The sequence below is a fragment of the Caldichromatium japonicum genome, assembly GCF_011290485.1.
In the GTDB taxonomy this organism is placed as follows: domain Bacteria; phylum Pseudomonadota; class Gammaproteobacteria; order Chromatiales; family Chromatiaceae; genus Thermochromatium; species Thermochromatium japonicum.
Genome location: NZ_CP048029.1, coordinates 810,145 through 829,408 on the forward strand (window position 1 = coordinate 810,145; position 19,264 = coordinate 829,408).

A 19,264-nucleotide genomic window follows, 5' to 3' on the forward strand; every position below is an offset into this window, starting at 1 on the left:
CGATTGGGTAGCAGCGGCAGGGAGAGGGGCAAGCCAGGGTACTGGCAAAAGGCTAGGCGCTAGCCTGGGGAAAGCGGGCGGTGTGTGGATTGCCCTGGCGGGCCCCGCCAAACAAGGACAGGCGGGCTGCCTACAAGGGCCTGGGTCAGGGCAGGATCTGGATTGGCGTTCCGTCCTTGACCAGGCTCCAGATCTCATCCATCTCGTGGTTTTGGACCGCGATACAGCCCTGGGTCCAATCGCGGTTGGCATAGGCGCGGCGCATGCCTTCGGATTGGATATAGTTGGGCAGGCCGTGGATCATGATCATGCCCCCTGGGTTGTCATAGCCGAGCTTGCGGCTGAGCTCGCGGTCGCGCGCGTTGGGATAGGAGATATGGATCGCCTTGTAAAAGTTGCTGTTCGGATTGCGCCAGTTGAGGACATACTGGCCCTCGGGGGTGCGCTGGTCGCCCTCGCGATATTTATGACCGACAGGTGCCCCGCCGAGCGAGACCCGATATTGGCGGACCACCTTGTCGCCGCTCAAGAGCTGTAATTGGCGCTGCGACTTTCTGACCACTACCCTATCGATCGGTCCGCTGGGCTGCTGGGCCGATTCAGGGGGCGTAGTCGTTGTGCTGCATCCATTGAGACCGAATATCCCCGTGAGCAGGCACAGGGCGAGCGTATACCGCGCCAAGACCGGGCGGCTGACAGCAGGCAGTCTGCCTGCTGGGGATCTTGTCAGTGTTAGCACAGACATGGTCCACATATCCTCTTGTACGCAAGTCGAAAAACCGCGATAGAGATGCGCCGGCAAGTTTAGGGGCCGTGCGGCGCAAAATCCATCCGAAAATAATGCATATTTCATGCCAACCTCGAACGCAAGACGCAGATCTAATCCCCTGACCAGGCGCGTACGACCAGGGTCTTGAGATAGGCGGTCTCGGGGATCGCGGGGTGGATCGGGTGGTCTGGGCCCTGTTGCCCCACCTCCAGGATCTGGATACGCCGTCCGTTACGCTGTGCAGCCTGTTGCACCAGTCGCTGGAAGGTCTCGCGCCCGAGATGGAACGAGCACGACGAGGTGATCAGGAGACCATCGGGCCTCAGGAGCTCAAGCCCCAGGCGATTGATCTGGCGATAGGCGGCGAGTCCCTCGGGCTCGTCCTTGCGACGTTTAATAAAGGCCGGAGGGTCGAGGATCAGGGTGTCGAAGCGCTCCCCCTGTTCGCGCAAGGCGCGCAGGTGTTCAAAGGCATCACCTTGCAGGGTCTGGATGCGTCCGGCGAGTCCGTTGCGCTCGGCATTGATCATGAGCGCCTGCAGGGCCTCTGTTGAACTGTCGATACAGAGCACCTCTTGGGCGCCGAGCGCCGCTGCCCGCAGCCCCCAGGCGCCGAGATAACTGAACACATCGAGCACCCGCTGTCCCACGCCGTAGCGGGCCAGTCGTTTGCGGTTTTCGGCCTGATCAAAGAACCAGCCTGTCTTCTGACCTCGACCAGGATCGATGGCAAAGACCAATCCCTCCTCGCTGACCCGCACCTCTGTCCGCGGCTCACCCAGCACCCATTCGACCCCTTGTTCCAGACCCTCGAGCTCGCGCACCGGGGTGTCATTGCGCAGGACGATCGCCTGTGGGCGCAAGACCTGTTCCAAGGCCGTCAGGATCTCGGCGCGGCAATGCTCCATCCCTGCTGTCGTCAACTGGACCGCCAGAAGATCGTCATAACGATCGACGATCAGACCGGGCAGTCCATCGGCTTCGCCGAAGACCAGGCGATAAAAGGGCCGTTCGTACAGCCGTTCGCGCAGGCTCAGGGCCTGATGTAGGCGCTTGAGCCAAAAGGTGGGGCCTGGCGGCTGGCTGCGGTCGCGGCTCAACAATCGAGCACAGATCAGCGAGTGTGGATTGACATAGCCATAACCGAGCCAGCGCCCGCGTTGGCTGATGACCTCAACCGGTTGGCCGGGCTCCAGGCCCTTAAGTGGGGTCTCGTCGGTATCGACCTCATTGCTATAGATCCAGCAGTGTCCGGCAAGCAGGCGGCGTTCCTGGTCCTTGCGCAGGATAAGGGGTTGGGGTTGCATCGTTTTGTTAGGCCGTTTGGTTCGTCAAGGGAAAACTATACCGAAACCCTAGAGATCCCGTGGCTGAAAAAACGGTGGCCGGGCCCATCTAGACCCATGAACAGCTCCCCGAGGCCACGCCCCATGTCCCGAGCGCAAGACCGATCTGTTTCCCTTGCCAATCGCCTGGCCTCAGCCGCCAGCCCCTATCTGCAACAGCATGCGACCAACCCCGTCGCTTGGTGGCCCTGGTGCCCGGAGGCCCTGGCCCTCGCCCGCCGGCTCGACCGCCCGATCCTGCTGTCGATCGGTTATTCGGCCTGTCATTGGTGCCATGTCATGGCCCATGAGTCGTTCGCGGACCCAGAGACCGCGGCGCTGATGAACCGGTTATTCATCAATATCAAGGTCGATCGCGAGGAACGACCTGACCTTGATAAGGTCTATCAGACCGCTCACCAGCTCTTGGCCCGGCGACCCGGTGGCTGGCCCCTGACCGTCTTTCTCACGCCGGATGATCTGGTGCCCTTCTTTGCCGGCACCTATTTCCCGCCCGAGCCACGCTATGGCCTGCCGTCGTTTAAGCAGTTGTTGGTCGGGGTCGAGCTCGCCTATCGCGAGCAGGGCCGGGACATCCGCGAACAGAACCGGCACCTGCTCGCGGCGCTCGCCAGCCTCGAACCGCGCGGCGGATCGGCGCTGCCGGATGAGAGCCTATTGGACTCTGCGGTCGAGCAACTCGCCCTCAGCTTCGACCCTGTTTATGGTGGGTTTGGCGGTGCGCCCAGGTTTCCCCATAGCCAGGATCTGGGTCTCCTGTTGCGCCGCCACGCGCAGCTCTTATCCAAGGGTCGGCCAGACCCGCGTTTGTTGCACATGGCCCGCTTTAGCTTGCAGCGGATGATCGGCAGCGGCCTCTTCGATCAGATCGGGGGCGGGTTTTATCGCTATGCGGTCGATGAGCGCTGGCTGATCCCCCATTTCGAAAAGATGCTCTATGACAACGGACCCCTGCTTGGTCTGTGCGCAGACCTCTATGCCATCACCGGCGAGGCGCCCTTCCGCGAAGCGGCCCTGGCAACCGCCGATTGGGTCAGGCACGAGATGCAGTCCCCAGAGGGCGGCTATTACGCGACTCTGGATGCCGACACTGAGGGACAGGAAGGGGGCCTTTATCTCTGGGACCGCGCTGAGGTCCGCGATTGTCTCGATGCCGATGCCTATCGGGTCTTTGCCGCGGTCTATGGTCTGGATCGGCCGCCGAACTTCAAGGGGCGCTGGCATCTCGCCCTCGCCCGCAGGCCAGAGGAGGTCGCCGCCGACCTGGGGCTGGGGATCCACGAGGTCCAGGGATTGCTCGCCGCAGCGCGCGCTAAACTTTTGGCGGTCCGCGCTCGCCGCCCGCGGCCACACTGCGACGACAAGGTCTTGACCGCCTGGAACGCCCTGATGATCCAGGGGATGGCGCACGCCGGACGTCTCCTGGAGCGGTTTGAGCTCTTAGACTCAGCCGAGCGCGCCCTTGAATTCATCCGGCGGACCCTATGGCGCGACGGGCGCTTGATCGCGGTCTGGCGAGAGGGGGTCAGTGGGCCGCCGGGCTATCTCGACGATCATGTCAATCTGATCGCCGCTCTATTGGAGATGCTCCAGGTGCGCTGGTCGGCATCCGACCTCGAGTGGGCGATCGCGCTCGCCGAGGTCATGATCGCTGAGTTTCAAGACCCCGAGCGCGGTGGCTTTTGGCTGACTGGCCCCCTCCATGAGACCCTGATCCACCACCACAAGCCCCTGGCCGATGAGTCATTGCCCGCCGGCAATGGGGTAGCCGCCCAGGTCTTGCAGCGGCTGGGACACCTGGTGGGCGAGGTGCGCTATCTTGAGGCCGCGGAGCGCACGCTCAAACTCGCTGCTGAGTCTATGCAGCGCCTACCCGAGGCACATGCAAGCCTGTTGATCGCGCTTGCCGAGTGGCAAGAGCCACCCGAACAGCTCGTCATCCGCGCCGAAGGCGACGGACTTGGATCATGGCAACGCGCCGCCCAGAAGGGCTTCCAGCCCGATCGCCTGGTCTTTGCCATCCCCGCCGATGTGCCTAATCTACCTGGGGCACTTGCTACGATCCGCCCTGGCGATGGGCCCCTCATCTATCGCTGTCGCGGGACCCGGTGTCTGCCGCCGGTCGCCTCTCTCAATGAGCTCGAAGCAACAGGGGGTGAGATAAGGCGATAAATGATCTAGAATCTCGGCCTTATTTACAACCCGCTATAGGTTTTACTCAATGAGCCGAGAGGACGAGCATAGATATTGCGAGACCATCCGCCAGGCACCTTCCTTCGGTCGATTCATCGAGATTCATCCGACAGACGAGGATTTGGTCAAAAAATATTCCATCCCCCATGAATCGATTACCCTCCCTGCACATCAATACCTGAAGGAACACCCCCTGAGGAGATGGATCAAAAGGGCGCTGGGCAGGCATCGCTCTCTCATCTATACGATCGGCAAGAATAGATATTTCAGAAGGTACATGGCACGCGTTAGGGACAATCAGATCCCCTATGTGCATCAATGTACCTATCAGTATTATGCAGACCTCATCCATTATCTTGCCGAACAGCGGGGTGAGATCAAGCATCTCTGTGAGGTCGGTGTTTTTCTCGGCGGCGCCTCGGTATTGCTTGCCCAGGCTGCTGTTGACTTTGACCTGACCTTGGACCTGATCGACCTCAATCCCAATTATCTGGGATACACCTATGAGCTGATCCTGAGATATATCCCAGAGGCAGCAGCCAGGGTCAGGGCATTTCACGGAGACTTTCCAACCTATGTCGAGGCCGGTCATATCCAAAGGCAAGAGGGAAGCGTCTTTATCCAGTTCGATGCCTCGCATGAGTTTCGCTTTGTGCTCAAGGATATGGTCGCCTTGAGGTCGGCCAAGGAATTCATCAAATCATTTGCGATCCAGGATACAAACCTCAGGAGCAAGGAGCCGGAAAACGAGATCTTCGTCGATCTAGCGGTCTATGCGATGTTCGGGTTCGATGTACGCTATCGTCCCGTCGGCTATACATGGAGTCGGGACATCTGGATCGGCAGCGACTGGGAGCTTTATCTGTCCAAGGATAGACCCGAGGGCTTTCTCATCGAACTGGTTGAGAATCGCTTTGGCTATCCAAGCGATGAGGTCTAGGCCGGATCAATAGATCCACGGGATGAATTTACGCACCCGGCGCGCATAGTCGGCGTATTCGGGATGGCGCTCGGTGAGCCAATGTTCTTCCTTGCTGGCTTTATAATCCAGCAGGATAAATCCAATGATTAAAATCAAAAGATGGCTAAGGCTTAGGGTAAAGCATATCCAACCCAATCCCGCAAATATGAGACTGCTATAAAGTGGATGGCGTACCCAGGCGTAGGCACCCTGTTTGACGAGTCGGTTGTGTTCGACGGGATAGGGCAGGGGGGTAAGATAGTCTCGGATATGCAGGACCCCAAGGCCACTGAATAAAATAGCTATCAGCCAGCAGAGTCCCAGCAGAAGCCAGCGGGGGATCAAAAGGATAGACAGCACCGCTGGCGTTGCCAGCGGATTCCATGCCGGCGTCAAGACGAAGACAAAGAACAGCACAAACTGTAATACGACCAGATATTCGCCGTGTTCGCCCTTCAATATTTTCAGCATCGACATCGCAAAGTCTCCGTTTCGTTCGAGAAGAGGGTGTACTGTGCTTAAGATCGTTTCATTCAATATCAATGGCGTTCGCGCCCGCCCGCATCAGATCGAGGCGCTCAAGTCCGGACTTGATCCAGACATTATCGGCCTGCAGGAGTCCAAGGTAGCCGATACGGAGTTTCCGCTCGACTGGACCCAGTCCCTGGGCTATAACGCCCAAATCCATGGAGAAAAGGGGCACTATGGGGTCGCCCTGTTGAGTAAACACCCCCCTGCTGCGGTGACCAAGGGACTGCCCGGCGATGCTGAGACGGCGCAACGTCGGTTGATCGTTGGCCATTATTGCCTCGCCGATGGCACCGAACTCGTGGTGATCGATGCCTATTGCCCGCAGGGTGAATCGCGCGATCATCCCGTCAAGTTCCCAGCCAAGGAGCACTTTTATCAGGGGCTTTTAGAATATCTGCGCACTGCATTTAGCCCGACTCAGAATCTTATCCTGATGGGCGATATGAATATCGCGCCCTTGGATCTGGATATTGGGATTGGTGAAGAGAATGCCAAACGCTGGTTGCGTACCGGCAAATGCGCCTTTCTTCCTGAGGAACGCCAGTGGTTTCAGGCCTTGCTCGACTGGGGGTTGATCGATGCCTATCGCGCCCTCTATCCTGAGGTCAGCGATAGATTCAGCTGGTTTGATTATCGCTCGAAGGGGTTTGAGCGCGAGCCTAAACGGGGTCTGCGCATCGATCATATTTTGATCTCGCCCCCCTTGCGCGAACGCCTGCAGGATGCAGGGGTCTCTTATGAGATCCGCGCTTTGGAAAGGCCCTCGGATCATTGCCCGGTCTGGATCGCCTTGGATCTCCCGCCGCTCAGTGCATCCTGACGCAATCGACGAAATAACTGACCTTGCCGTCGATCTCTTTTTTGACGAGACCGTGGATATCGGTCTCAAAACCCGGAAACCGGGTGTTAAACTCGCGCGCAAATTGGAGATAGCGCACGATGGTGGCATTAAATCGCTCCCCTGGAATCAGGAGCGGGATCCCGGGTGGGTAGGGGGTAAGCAAGACACTGGTCACCCGTCCATCGAGTTCGTCAATCGGTACGCGATCGATCTCGCGATGGGCCATCTTGGCAAAGGCGACGGAGGGTTTTAATACAGGGATGATGTCTGAGAGATACATGTCTGTGGTCAGACGCGCGACATCATTGGCCTTATAGATCCCGTGGATCTGATCGCAAAGATCGCGCAACCCGATTTTTTCATAACGCGGGTATTGTTGGACGAACTCGGGCAGGACCCGCCATAGCGGCTGATTGCGATCATAATCATCCTTGAATTGCTGTAATTCGGTCACCAAGGTATTCCACCGGCCCTTGGTGATGCCGATGGTAAACATAATAAAAAACGAATACAGCCCCGTCTTTTCAACTACGATGCCATGCTCGGCCAAATACTTGGTCACGATCGCCGCGGGGATGCCGGATTCAGCGAACTCGCCATCGACATCGAGGCCCGGGGTGATGACCGTAGCCTTGATGGGGTCGAGCATATTGAACCCGGGTGCGATCTCGCCAAAGCCATGCCAGCGTTCCCCGGCATGGAGCATCCAATCCTCGCGGCTGCCGATCCCCTCTTCAGCGAGATAATCCGGCCCCCAGACCTTAAACCACCAATCATCTTCACCGTATTCGTCATCGACCTTGCGCATGGCGCGCCGAAAATCCAGGGCCTCGAGGATCGATTCGTGCACCAGCGCCGTCCCGCCTGGGGGCTCCATCATCGCCGCCGCCACATCGCAGGAGGCGATGATGGCATATTGCGGACTGGTCGATGAATGCATCAGATAGGCCTCGATGAAACTACCGCGATCGAGTTGGCGGGTTTCGGATTCCTGAACCAGGATCTGCGATGCCTGGGAGAGGCCCGCTAAAAGCTTGTGCGTCGATTGGGTGGCAAAGACCATGGATTCACGGCAACGTTTGCGGTCCTTGCCGATGGCATGCATCCCGACATAGAAATCATGAAAGGCGGCATGCGGCAGCCAGGCCTCATCGAATAAGAGGGTATCGATCTCGCCGTCGAGCAGCGATTTGATGGTCTCGACGTTATAGAGGATCCCGTCATAGGTGCTCTGGGTGATCGTGAGCAGGCGCGGGCGGGCAGTGCGGTCCTTGGCAAATGGGTTGGCAGCGATCTTGCGCCGGACATTCTCAGGCCGGAACTCATCCAACGGGATAGGGCCGATGATCCCATAATGGTTGCGGGTCGGCATCAGAAATACCGGGATCGCCCCGGTCATAATGATGGCATGTAAGACCGATTTGTGACAATTGCGATCGACCACGACGACATCATCCGGAGCCACGGTGGAATGCCAGACGATCTTATTTGAGGTGGAGGTGCCATTGGTGACGAAGAACAGATGATCGCAATGAAAGATCCGCGCCGCATTGCGCTCTGAATCGGCTACCGGCCCCGAATGATCGAGCAATTGACCGAGTTCATCCACTGCATTACAGACATCGGCGCGTAACATGTTCTCGCCAAAGAATTGATGAAACATCTGGCCGACCGGGCTTTTTAAAAAGGCAACACCACCCGAATGGCCTGGACAATGCCAAGAATAGGAGCTATCGGCAGCATAATGGGTGAGTGCCCGAAAGAAGGGCGGAGGAAGGCTGTCGAGATAGGCCCGCGCCTCGCGCGCGACATAGCGCGCGATAAACTCGGGCGTATCCTCGAACATATGGATAAAGCCATGCAGCTCCTTGAGGATATCGTTTGGAATATGACGCGAGGTGCGGGTCTCGCCATAGAGAAAGATCGGGATGTCTTCATTGCGCAGCCGTACCTCGCGCACGAACCCACGTAGCTCTGCGAGCGCCGTCTGGACCTCCTCTGGCGAGCCATTGCCGAACTCCTCGTCGTCGATCGAGAGGATGAAACAAGAGGCGCGGCTTTGCTGCTGGGCAAAGGATGCGAGATCACCATAGCTCGTGACCCCGAGCACTTCTAGACCCTCGTCCTCGATTGCCTTGGCAAGCGCGCGGATTCCCAGGCCGCTCGCATTCTCGGAGCGGAAGTCCTCGTCGATGATCACGACCGGAAAGCGAAAACGCATGTTCCAAACCCTCATGAGCGGGACGGGCGGGCCGTTTCATCAAACGGCCAGATGAATGGTCCCTCAGTAGTTGCCAGAGAAAGGACCAATTGCTGGGGGGGCGAAGACATCAGGGGCCCCAGGCCCGCCCAGCGCGAAGATGTTTAAGGTGACTGCTTGGGTCTCACCGCAATCATGGGATCAGCTGCCGAGACAGTGACCGTGACCGTGGATTCGGCGATCTCGGTCTCGAGATCGCGCACCGTGCCATTGAATGATGCTGGGCTGTCCGGCTCGATCTCTTTGTAGTCGGTCGGCAGACCCATCTGATCGAGGAGGGCGATGAACGGATCTGGATCGAGCTCCTCGACATTGACCATGGTCTTGACATCCCAAGCACCATTGGCGATCAGCCGCGCTGCCGCGACCGGCGGCACACCGGCCGTATAGCTGATCGCTTGCGATTCAACCTCTTCATAGCAGGCCTTGTGGTCCGAGACCTGATAGATAAAGAGCTCACGGCGCTTGCCGTCCTTCCACCCCTTGACGATGTTACCGATACAGGTCTTACCGGTGTAATTGGGCGCAAGCGTCATGGGATCGGGCAAGAGGGCCTTGGTCACTTTTAAGGGCACGACCTCCTGACCATTGGCCAGTTTGACCGGTAGATGCGATAAAAAGCCCAGGGTGCGCAGGACAGTGAAGACATTGATGTAATGATCGCCAAAGCCCATCCAGAAGCGGATGCTATCGGCATCGATGTTTTTCGACAGCGAATGGAGCTCGTCATGGCCGTTGAGATAGATTGGCTGTTGGCCGACGACAGGGAACTCCCAGACGCGCTTGACGGTATGGGTCGGGTATTCTTTCCACCGCCGATCGATCCAGGTCCATACCTTGATGAATTCGCGGAAGTTGATCTCGGGATCGAAATTGGTGGCGAAATACTTGCCGTGTCTGCCGGCATTGACATCAAGAATATCGATGGTCTCGATCTTGTCGAAATGGTGCTTGACTGCAAGCGCGCAATAGGCGTTGACCACACCCGGATCGAAGCCTGCTCCGAGGATCGCCGTTATGCCCTTTTCCATACAGCGGTCCTTGCGCTTCCATTCATAGTTGGCATACCAGGGTGGATTCTCACAGACCTTGTCTGGCTCCTCGTGGATAGCGGTATCGATATAGGCGGCCCCGGTTTCAAGACAGGCCTCGAGGACCGACATATTGAGAAAGGCCTGACCCAGATTGATCACGATCTCCGATTGGGTCTCCTTGATGAGATCGACGGTGGCTGGGATGTCGAGGGCATTGATCTGGCGCGCATAGAGCCTCTTCGCTGGGTCCTTGAGATGACCCTTGCGTTGGATACTCTCGATGATCCCCTCGCATTTAGAGAGGGTGCGCGAGGCGATGCAGATGTCGCCGAGTTCGTCATTGTACATGGCCGCTTTATGCGCGGCGACATGGGCGACGCCGCCGGCGCCGATGATCAATAGGTTCTTCTTCATCAGTGTTTCCCTTTGTTAAGACAGACTGCGTTTGAAATCGTCATAGCCAAACGACCGGATGAGCTCAATGCGTCCATCGAGTCGACGCACGGCGATCGCGGGCATGGCCACCCCGTTGAACCAGTTCATCTTGACCATGCTATAGGCCGCAGCATCAGCGATCCTGACTTCATCTCCGACCTCAAGGGGCCTCTCGAGCATGAAATCGCCGAAGACATCGCCGGCCAGGCAGGTGCGCCCGGCCACCATTATGCGATAAGGGCCTGGGCCGGGGCTGGCAAGCTTGGGGGTTGTGCGATAGATCAGATGATCGAGCAGATGCGCCTCCAGCGAGGCGTCGATGATGGCGATGTCGATCTCGTTATGCACCACATCGAGCACTGTGGTGACGAGCTCGGTGCTTTGGGTCACCGCTGCCTCTCCCGGTTCGAGATAGACCTGTACCCCGAAGCGCTGGTTGAATGATTTAAGGGCCGCGCATAAGGGCTCGAGCGGATAGCCCTCATGGGTAAATGAAATCCCGCCGCCGAGGCTCACCCATTCCAGGTGGTGCAGAAGATCGCCATATTCCTGGCCGATGGTGGCGAGTGCGGCGCAGAAGTTCTCGACATCGTCGTTTTCGCAGTTGAAGTGAAACATGATCCCCCGAATCCAGGGGAGCACCTCGACGATCGCCTGCTTATCGATGACACCGAGTCGGGAATAGCGGCGCGCCGGATCTGCCAGGTCATAGCGCGAATAGCTGATCCTAGGGTTGACCCGCAGTCCGAGGTTGAGGCCAGCGACCTCGGGATAGAAGCGTTTGAGCTGAGAGACCGAGTTGAAGATGATCTTGTCGGCAAACTCCCTGACCGCGAGGATATCGGCGTGTGCAAACCCCACGCTATAGGCATGGACCTCGCCGCCGAACTGCTCGTAACCGAGGCGCGCCTCGAAAAGCGAGCTGCTGGTGGTCCCGTCCATATACCTGCGCATCAGGGGAAACACGCACCAGGTCGAGAAGCATTTGAGCGCCAGCACCGACTTGGCCCCCGAGCGCTCGCGCACCTCTTGGATGATCTCGAGATTGCATTTGAGGCGGGTTTCGTCGATCAAGTAATAGGGCGTGATGAGCTCGGTCATGGAGGCAAGATGCGGGTTGCTTAAAACAAGAGATATAAAAGGCTAAGGGTAGCGCATGACCATTTGATGAAGCCTGACTCAGGCTGCGCCGCCCCGGTATCGAGCGGCATCATGATGGTCAGCGCGAGCGGATGCGTCAAGGATTTAGCACTTCTCTTGACAGAGTGCTAATTTGTGTTATATATGACAATGCGGTCGCCCACTGGGGGCCGCGCAACCGGCGGTTCGTAAAGAACGCCACAATATCAACATATTGCTCTGGAAGGAGGATATGCAGATGACGACCATCGACTTTTCACCCCTGTTTCGCTCGATGATCGGCTTTGATCGGCTGGCCAATGCGCTGGAGATGGCCTATCGCAGCGAGCCAGGCGGCTATCCGCCCTACAATGTCGAGCTCTTGGACGAAAACCGCTATCGCATCACCCTGGCGGTCGCGGGCTTTACTGAATCTGACCTGAACATCGAGGTCAAAGACAATCTGCTCACGATCTCGGGTCAGCGGCAGACGACCGAAAGCGAGGGTAACTTCCTCTATCGCGGGATTGCGAACCGGGCATTCGAGCGCAAGTTCCAGCTTGCTGACTATGTGAAGGTCGTTGAGGCGCGTCTAGCGAACGGCCTGCTGCATATCGACCTGGTGCGCGAGGTGCCGGAGGCGATGAAACCGCGGCGCATTGAGATCAAGGCGGGAGGGGCGGCAAGCCCTGTCATTGAGCATGTGCCGGCTGAGGAACAGCCCAAGGCGGCCTAACTAAGAAGCGGCACACAGGCGTCGTCAATGAAGCCGGGGCTATCTCCCGGCTTTTTTATTGGTCGGTTTTTACGTGCAGGCGAAAGCTGAGGCGGTGATAAGGGCTGGGACCCAGACGTTCGATCGCCGCCCGATGTTCGGCCGTAGGATAGCCTTTATGCTTGGCAAAACCGTAACCAGGGCATTGAGCATCGAGCTCGACCATGAATCGATCCCGCGCGACCTTGGCAAGGATGGAGGCCGCGCTGATCGCTGGGACCAACCGATCGCCGCCCACAACCGCCTCGACAGGCAGAGGCAGGGCAGGGCAGTGGTTGCCGTCGATCAGGACCTGTGTTGGGCTCAGCTTAAGGCCGGCCACCGCCCGCTGCATGGCGAGTAGGCTGGCCCGGAGTATATTGAGGCGATCGATCTCTTCGACGCTGGCCCAGGCGATCGACCAGGCAAGGGCCTGGTCTCGTATCAAAGCGGCAAGCTGCTCGCGGCGAACGGCGCTGAGTGTCTTGGAATCGGCGATCCCTGCGATGGGATGCCGGGGGTTAAGGATTACAGCCGCGGCGCAGACCGGCCCCGCCAAGGGCCCGCGTCCGGCCTCATCGACCCCAGCAGTCAGGCCCTGGAGTCCGGTGTCTGGGGGATGGACCCCGAGATTCATGTCCCAACCAGTTCTAGGATGCGCTGCGCCGCTGTCGCTGCGGCATCGCACCTGAGCCTCTCGTGGACCCGTCGATATTCGGCTTGGATCGCGCCAACCTGTTCAGGGTGATCCAGATAGGCGAGCAGGGCAGGGGCCATTCGCTCGGGCCGACAATCCTCCTGGAGAAACTCAGGTGCCAAGGCTTTGCCGACCAGCAGATTGGCCATGGCCACATAGGGGATCTTGATCAGCCGCAGCCATTTGACCAGATAGTAGGAGAGGGGATGCAGGCGATAGGCCACCACCATCGGGCGTTTGAGCAAGAGGGTCTCCAGGGTCGCGGTCCCTGAGGCGGTGAGCACGGCATCGGCGGCGGCGATCGCGGTATGGCTTTGGCCATCGAGAAGGGTCACCGGTAGTCGTGGATCGAGGCGCTGAAGCTCGGCTGCAAAATAATCGCGCAATCGGGCATTGACCAGAGGGACGACGAACCGCAGTTCAGGGCGGCTAGCAAGGCACAACCGCGCGGTCTCAATGAAGGGCTGCGCCAGGCGGCTCAACTCGCTGAGACGACTGCCAGGCAATAAAGCGATGACCGGTGTATCGGGCGGCAGCCCCAGCTCTGCGCGGGCCTGGGTTTGCTCGACCTCGAGGGGGATCACATCAGCCAAGGGGTGGCCGACATAGAACGCTGGCACACCATGTTGGCGCAAGAAATCCTCTTCAAAGGGAAACAGGCAGAGCAGCCGATCGGCCGCCTGGCGGATCTTGTTGATCCGACCAGCTCGCCAGGCCCAGACGGTGGGGCTGACTAGATGTACCGTCTTGATGCCGCGGGCGCGCAGCCACGTCTCAAGCCCGAGATTAAAATCCGGCGCATCGATCCCGATGAAGACCGCTGGCGGATGGGCAGCGAAATACTCCGCAATCTGCCGGCGCAGCCGCAAGAGCTCTGGCAAGTGACCCAAGACCTCGGTCAGACCCATCACCGATAGATGCTCCATGTCGAATAGGGTCTGGCAGCCCGCCGCCTGCATCCTGGAGCCGGCAATACCGATACAGCGGACATCGGGGCGTAGGGCGCGGATGGCGCGGATCAGCATAGCGCCGAGCTGGTCGCCCGAGGGCTCATTGGCCACCAGACCGATGACAAGCGGTGTTTCGACCGGCTGGCCCATCAGCGGATCAGTCCACGGCCTTCCTGCTGGATAAACTCGACCAATACCTGCAACTCGGGGGTGTTTTCGACCATCGCCTGGAGCCGCACCAGCGCCTCTTCCAGCCTGAGGTTGGCATGATAAAGGGTGCGATAGGCGCGCTTGATCGCCTGGATGGTCTCGGCAGTGAAACCCCGCCGCCGCAGTCCCTCAGTATTGATCCCATGCGGTTGGGCAGGGTGCCCGGCGACCCTGACATAGGGCGGAACGTCCTGGGTGATCACCGCGCCCATGGCGCAAAAGGCATGAGTCCCGATGCGACAAAACTGGTGGACGATGGCAAACCCACCCAAGATCGCCCAATCTTGGACCTCGACATGTCCACCCAGGGATGCCGCGTTTGCAAGGATCACCTGGCTGCCGATACGACAATCATGGGCGACATGGGTATAGGCCATGAAGAGATTATCGTCGCCGATGCGGGTTACCCCCTGGTCCTGGACGGTGCCGCGATGGATGGTGGCGAACTCGCGTATCTGATTGCGGTTGCCCATGATCAACCAGGTCGGCTCACCGCCGTATTTCTTGTCCTGGGGGTCCTCGCCCACCGAGGCGAACTGAAAGATGCGGTTGTCGCGCCCGATCCGCGTCGGGCCCTTAAGTACCGCATGTGGTCCGACCCAGGTCCCCGCATCGATCTGGACTGCTGGCCCGATCACGGCATAGGGACCGACCTGGACGGTTGAATCAAGCTCAGCCCCCGGATCGACCAGGGCGGTAGGGTGGATCAAGCCTCGAAATCCCGCGCCGTACACATGATCTCAGCGGTGGCGACGACCTTATCATCGACGCGCGCCTCGCCGTCGAACTTCCAGATGCCGCGGCGTACCGGTCCCAGTCGCACCTCCATGATGAGCTGATCGCCCGGCTCGACTGGACGCTTGAAACGCGCCTTGTCGATGCCGACGAAATAATAGAGCGATCTTTCACCGACCAGGTCCGGACGCGAGGCCATCGCCAAGAGCCCTGTCGCCTGGGCCATGGCCTCGACGATTAGCACCCCTGGCATCACTGGACGGACCGGGAAATGGCCGGTGAAAAATGGTTCATTGAAGGTGATATTCTTGAGTGCGATCAGATAGTCATTGACCTGATAATCGATGACTCGATCCACCAGCAAAAAGGGATAACGGTGGGGCAGCAGTCTAAGGATGCGATGGATATCCATCGGACTGGCTGTCGCCAGATGATCGAGATGGCCTATGGCATCCGCCGATTTCAGCTCGGGTCCATCCATCAGGACCCCCTTTGGGTATGTGTTGCATTCATAGCGGCAAGCGAGAGCTCAAGTTGCTTGATCCGGCGCGCTAGCTCATCAAGCTGTTTGATGCGCGCCACGGTGCGCCGCCAGTCCCTGTTTGGCATTGCGGGTATTCCACTGCTATAGACACCCGCTTCTTTAAATGAGCGGGTGACCATAGCCATCCCTGTAAAATGGACATTGTCACCGATCTCCAGATGCCCGGCCATGCCGACGGCACCAGCGAGGGTACAGTTGCGCCCGATGTGGGTCGAACCCGAGATACCGGTATTGGCGGCCATGGCAGTATGGTCGCCGATGACGACGTTATGCCCGATCTGGATGTGATTGTCGAGTTTGACCCCATTGCCGATAACCGTGTCCCCAATGGTGCCACGATCGACCGTGGTATTGGCGCCGATCTCGACATCGTCCCCGAGCACCGCGCGTCCAATCTGCGGGATGCGCACCCAGCGCTCACCATCCTTGGCGAAGCCGAAGCCCGCTCGCCCAATCACCGCCCCAGGATGGATGAGGGCGCGCTGACCGACCTGGGTGCGGGCACAGAGGGTTACGCGCGCCACCAATCGGCTATCAGCACCAACCGAAACACCCTCACCAAGGATGCAGGCCGGACCAACGAAGACGCGCGGGCCGATGAGTACACCAGCCTCGATCACCGTCAGGGGGCCAATCCAGGCGCTTGGATCGATGCGGGCAGATGGATCGATGACCGCCGAAGGATGAATCCCGCCGGTCACCTCGGGGTCGGGATGCAATAATTGGGCGGCGCGGGCGAAGGCGAGATAGGGATTGTCGCTGATCAAGACGGATACAGGTGCATCGGCGGCATCGGTCTCGCGCAGGATGACGGCTGTAGCCCCGGTCTTAGCCAGGTGCACGCGATAGCTGGGGTCGCCTAGGAAGCTCAGGCTTTCAGGTCCGGCTTGATCAAGCTGGGCGATATGGCTAACCACGGCCTGCGGATCGCCGTGCAGCCTAACCCCCAGCCGGACAGCGAGCTCACCGAGCTGGATGGGCATGCGGGCGTTTTCGGGGGACAAGGGCATCAGCGAGCGCCTTCTGCCCGCTGTCCGCCGTGTTTCTCGAATTCCTGTCTGAGGCGTTCGATCACCAGGTCCGAGATATCGATGCGTGGATTCGCATAGACTAGGCCGTCGCTGAGGATTAGGTCAATCTGTTGCTCCTTGGCCAGTTCGACCACCACCTCTTGCACCTGCCGGCTTAAACGGGTCCGCAGCTCGCTTTGGCGCAAGGCAAAATCGTCCTGGAACTCGTCGCGGGCATATTTGATCTTGCGGGTACGGCTGCGGATGTCGTTTTGCAGACGTTGCAGTTCGCTTTCGCTCATCAATGAGCCGTCGCGTTCAAGCTGACGCTGTAAGGCTGCAACCTGTTCCTGCTGTTCGCGCAGACTTCGCTCGCGTTCCTCGATCTCGCGTTGGAGCGCTTCGCGCGCTGCCTCATATTGCGGTGATTGTTCGACGATTCGGTTGGGATCGACTACGGCGATGCGATATTCACCCGCCTGGATTAAGGATGCCGAACCGCCGAGGAATCCAGCCAGAAGACATGGCAGGACAATTGGTCTCACGCACATCTCCCGATTCAAAAGGTCTGACCGATGCCAAATTGGAATACTTGGGTCTTGTCCCCATCCTTTTCATTCAGCGGCACGGCCAGGCTGACCGACAATGCCCCAATCGGCGAGAGCCAAGTCAAGGACAGGCCAGTGGAATAGCGCAGTTCACCCAGATCGAACCCGGTCGGGGCCAAGAGGTCGGAATCATAGGTAGCCCAGACGTTACCGAAATCCAAGAAGGTGCCCAGGCGCAGGGTCTTTTCGAACTCGCCGCCCACGGGGGCGGGCGCAAAGAGTTCGATGCTGCCGGTAAGCTTGAGGTTGCCGCCTACGGGATCGTTGCTCTCGATCTCGCACGGCCCCAAGGTATTGGCCTTGAAGCCGCGTACCGATCTCGGCCCGCCGGCATAGAAGTTTTCAAAAAAGGGCAACTCTTTCAAGTCCCCATAGACATCGCCATAACCTAGATTGGCGCTGAGGGCGAGAATGAAGCGTGAGGTCAGCGGAATATAGAGCTGCTCGTCATAACGGACCTTGTAATATTGGAGATCGCTCCCCGGCACGGCCAACTCGGTCTGAAAGGTGCGCAGCGAGCCGCGGGTGGGAAAGATCGCCTTATCGCGCGTATCCCGCGTATAGCTGGCGGTCAAGACGAAATCATGAAAGGTATGACCATTTGCGGCGACGAAATCCTGGGCGATCGCCGAATCACCGGCGGTGAAGTCGGTGTATTGATAGCTGATCCCCAGTCCCGCGCGGCTGGTATCTGTGATCGGCAAGCCAAAATTCAGCCCTGCACTTCCGAGATCGGCGGCATAATCCGCGCCCACGAGCTCGTCATAATCGACCTCGCGATATGAGAAATTAAAGCCGCGGCTGATGCCATCGACGGTATAGTAGGGATTCGTATAGCCGAATTGGTATAGAGTCGTTGATTGACTGTTGTTGAAGGCCACTGCGACCCGCTTACCAGTTCCCAGGAAATTATTCTGGGTGACGCTGGCATTGAGCAGGATACCGTCGGATTGCGAAAAACCGATACCTGCAGACAGACTGCCGGCAGGCTTTTCCTTGACCTTGACCTTGACATCCACCTGGTCGGCGACCCCAGCGACTGATGGGGTTTCGATATTGACCTCTTCGAAATAGCCGAGGCGTTGCAAACGTTCGCGCGATTGGCGCACGAGATCGGTCGAAAACCAGGCGGTCTCGAGTTGGCGCATCTCGCGTCTGAGGACCTCGTCACGGGTGCGGGTATTGCCTTCCATCTCGATACGCCGTAAATAGACCCGCCGTCCTACGTCGATGAAAAAGGTCAGGGCAACCTCCTGTTTGTCTTCATTGACATCGGGGACGGTGTTGACATTGGCGAAGGCATAGCCCTCTTCGCCAAGCAAGGCAGAGATCCGCTCAGCGCTTTCGGTGACCCGTTTACGCGAGAAGGGCTCGCCGCGTTTGAGCTGGATCAGGGGAAATAGACGCTCGGGCGCGACGGGCGGATTGCCAGCGAGCTTGATGTCGCTGAGGGTAAAGGGTTTGCCCTCATCGATCACGACGGTGATATAGATGTCTTTACGGTCAGGGCTGATCGAGACCTGGGTCGATTTGACCTCGAACTTGATATAGCCGCGGTCGAGATAAAACGAACGCAATGATTCGAGATCAGCGGCGAGCTTTTGTTTGGAATACTGGTCGTTCTTGGTATAAAACGAGTTCCAACGGCTCGCACCCAGTTTGAATTGTTTGAGCAGGGTTTTGGTGGTAAAGGCCCGATTACCGAGGATATTGATCTGTTTGATCCGTGCGGTCAGCCCCTCGACGATCTGGATATCGATGGCGATCCGATTGCGCTCCAGGGGCGAGACGGTCGATTGGACCACTACCCCATATTTGCCGCGTGCGAAATACTGCCGCTCCAGCTCATATTCGATGCGGTCGAGCACCGAACGGTTGAAGACCCGGCCCTCCTTTAGACCAATATCGGCCAGGGCCGATTGCAGGGCCTTTGTCTCGATGTCCTTATTGCCGCTGATCCGGATCTCGGCGATCGCTGGGCGTTCGCGCACCCGAATGACCAGGATGTCGCGGTCGCGCTCGACCCGCACATCATCGAAAAACCCTGTCTGATACAGGGCTCGGATGATGCCACCTGTAACCTCGTCGCTGACTGTATTGCCGACCTGAACCGGTAGATAGTTAAAAACGGTCCCTGGGGCGATGCGCCGCAGTCCCTCGACCCGAATGTCGGCGATCTTGAAGACCTCAGCCTCGGCCAGGCCAGGGCTGATCATCAGCAGGAAGAGCGCGAGTATAAGCGAGCGCTGGGGGTCGCGGCAGGATGG

General features: G+C 58.7%; 17 protein-coding genes. 4 read left to right on the forward strand and 13 right to left on the reverse strand.

The features are described 5' to 3' along the window. Positions 1-145 precede the first annotated feature (145 nt). The gene (locus GWK36_RS03985; protein ID WP_166270058.1) at positions 146-745 is read right to left on the reverse strand and encodes a L,D-transpeptidase family protein; all 600 of its coding nucleotides are present in this window, start codon (positions 743-745) and stop codon (positions 146-148) included. Between the two features lie 134 nt (positions 746-879). Continuing rightward, positions 880-2,076, reverse strand: a complete 1,197-nt coding sequence (locus GWK36_RS03990) for a class I SAM-dependent rRNA methyltransferase (protein WP_166270059.1) — start codon at positions 2,074-2,076, stop codon at positions 880-882. 123 nt (positions 2,077-2,199) lie between these two features. Between GWK36_RS03990 and GWK36_RS03995 the strand changes: the two genes are divergently transcribed. Continuing rightward, complete coding sequence (locus GWK36_RS03995; protein WP_166270060.1) at positions 2,200-4,287, forward strand: thioredoxin domain-containing protein; 2,088 nt, start codon at positions 2,200-2,202, stop codon at positions 4,285-4,287. Positions 4,288-4,585: 298 nt separating this feature from the next. Continuing rightward, positions 4,586-5,248 (forward strand): class I SAM-dependent methyltransferase, encoded by a 663-nt coding sequence (locus GWK36_RS04000; protein ID WP_166270061.1) that lies wholly within the window; start codon positions 4,586-4,588, stop codon positions 5,246-5,248. A gap of 6 nt (positions 5,249-5,254) precedes the next feature. Here the strand turns inward: GWK36_RS04000 and GWK36_RS04005 are convergent, their stop codons facing one another. Continuing rightward, the gene (locus GWK36_RS04005) at positions 5,255-5,746 is read right to left on the reverse strand and encodes a methyltransferase family protein (protein ID WP_166270062.1); all 492 of its coding nucleotides are present in this window, start codon (positions 5,744-5,746) and stop codon (positions 5,255-5,257) included. Between the two features lie 37 nt (positions 5,747-5,783). Between GWK36_RS04005 and xthA the strand changes: the two genes are divergently transcribed. Further along, the gene (gene xthA, locus GWK36_RS04010; protein WP_166270063.1) at positions 5,784-6,620 is read left to right on the forward strand and encodes an exodeoxyribonuclease III; all 837 of its coding nucleotides are present in this window, start codon (positions 5,784-5,786) and stop codon (positions 6,618-6,620) included. Here xthA and GWK36_RS04015 read toward each other — a convergent pair. The 3 genes from GWK36_RS04015 to nspC all read right to left on the reverse strand — a co-directional run bounded on the left by GWK36_RS04015 (position 6,607) and on the right by nspC (position 11,471). Beyond that, positions 6,607-8,862, reverse strand: coding sequence for an arginine/lysine/ornithine decarboxylase (locus GWK36_RS04015; RefSeq protein ID WP_166270064.1), 2,256 nt, complete (start codon positions 8,860-8,862; stop codon positions 6,607-6,609). The genes xthA and GWK36_RS04015 overlap by 14 nt on opposite strands. A gap of 143 nt (positions 8,863-9,005) precedes the next feature. Then, positions 9,006-10,349 (reverse strand): saccharopine dehydrogenase family protein, encoded by a 1,344-nt coding sequence (locus GWK36_RS04020; protein ID WP_166270065.1) that lies wholly within the window; start codon positions 10,347-10,349, stop codon positions 9,006-9,008. A gap of 15 nt (positions 10,350-10,364) precedes the next feature. Then, the gene (gene nspC, locus GWK36_RS04025) at positions 10,365-11,471 is read right to left on the reverse strand and encodes a carboxynorspermidine decarboxylase (RefSeq protein ID WP_166270066.1); all 1,107 of its coding nucleotides are present in this window, start codon (positions 11,469-11,471) and stop codon (positions 10,365-10,367) included. A 277-nt stretch (positions 11,472-11,748) separates the two neighbouring features. On the opposite strand from nspC, the gene GWK36_RS04030 reads away from it, so the two are divergent. Next, positions 11,749-12,225, forward strand: coding sequence for an Hsp20 family protein (locus tag GWK36_RS04030; RefSeq protein ID WP_166270067.1), 477 nt, complete (start codon positions 11,749-11,751; stop codon positions 12,223-12,225). A gap of 55 nt (positions 12,226-12,280) precedes the next feature. Here GWK36_RS04030 and rnhB read toward each other — a convergent pair whose 3' ends face one another. From rnhB to bamA, 7 genes are all read right to left on the reverse strand, one after another. Continuing rightward, the gene (gene rnhB, locus GWK36_RS04035; protein WP_166270068.1) at positions 12,281-12,880 is read right to left on the reverse strand and encodes a ribonuclease HII; all 600 of its coding nucleotides are present in this window, start codon (positions 12,878-12,880) and stop codon (positions 12,281-12,283) included. Then, positions 12,877-14,040, reverse strand: coding sequence for a lipid-A-disaccharide synthase (gene lpxB, locus GWK36_RS04040; RefSeq protein WP_166270069.1), 1,164 nt, complete (start codon positions 14,038-14,040; stop codon positions 12,877-12,879). Before lpxB ends, rnhB begins: the two co-directional genes overlap by 4 nt. Next, entirely contained in the window at positions 14,040-14,810 is a 771-nt protein-coding gene (gene lpxA / locus GWK36_RS04045) for an acyl-ACP--UDP-N-acetylglucosamine O-acyltransferase (protein WP_166270070.1), read from the reverse strand. Before lpxA ends, lpxB begins: the two co-directional genes overlap by 1 nt. After that, complete coding sequence (gene fabZ / locus GWK36_RS04050; protein ID WP_210756906.1) at positions 14,807-15,247, reverse strand: 3-hydroxyacyl-ACP dehydratase FabZ; 441 nt, start codon at positions 15,245-15,247, stop codon at positions 14,807-14,809. The genes lpxA and fabZ overlap by 4 nt, the downstream gene beginning before the upstream one ends. 68 nt (positions 15,248-15,315) lie before the next feature. Further along, positions 15,316-16,362, reverse strand: coding sequence for a UDP-3-O-(3-hydroxymyristoyl)glucosamine N-acyltransferase (gene lpxD, locus GWK36_RS04055; RefSeq protein WP_166272437.1), 1,047 nt, complete (start codon positions 16,360-16,362; stop codon positions 15,316-15,318). 26 nt (positions 16,363-16,388) lie between these two features. Continuing rightward, positions 16,389-16,940 carry an OmpH/Skp family outer membrane protein gene (locus tag GWK36_RS04060; protein ID WP_166270072.1) on the reverse strand — a complete coding sequence of 184 codons (552 nt, stop codon included), beginning with the start codon at positions 16,938-16,940 and terminating at the stop codon, positions 16,389-16,391. Positions 16,941-16,948: 8 nt separating this feature from the next. Next, on the reverse strand, positions 16,949-19,213 hold the full coding sequence (bamA, locus tag GWK36_RS04065) for an outer membrane protein assembly factor BamA (protein ID WP_166272439.1): 2,265 nt from the start codon (positions 19,211-19,213) through the stop codon (positions 16,949-16,951). Between the last annotated feature and the right edge of the window lie 51 nt (positions 19,214-19,264).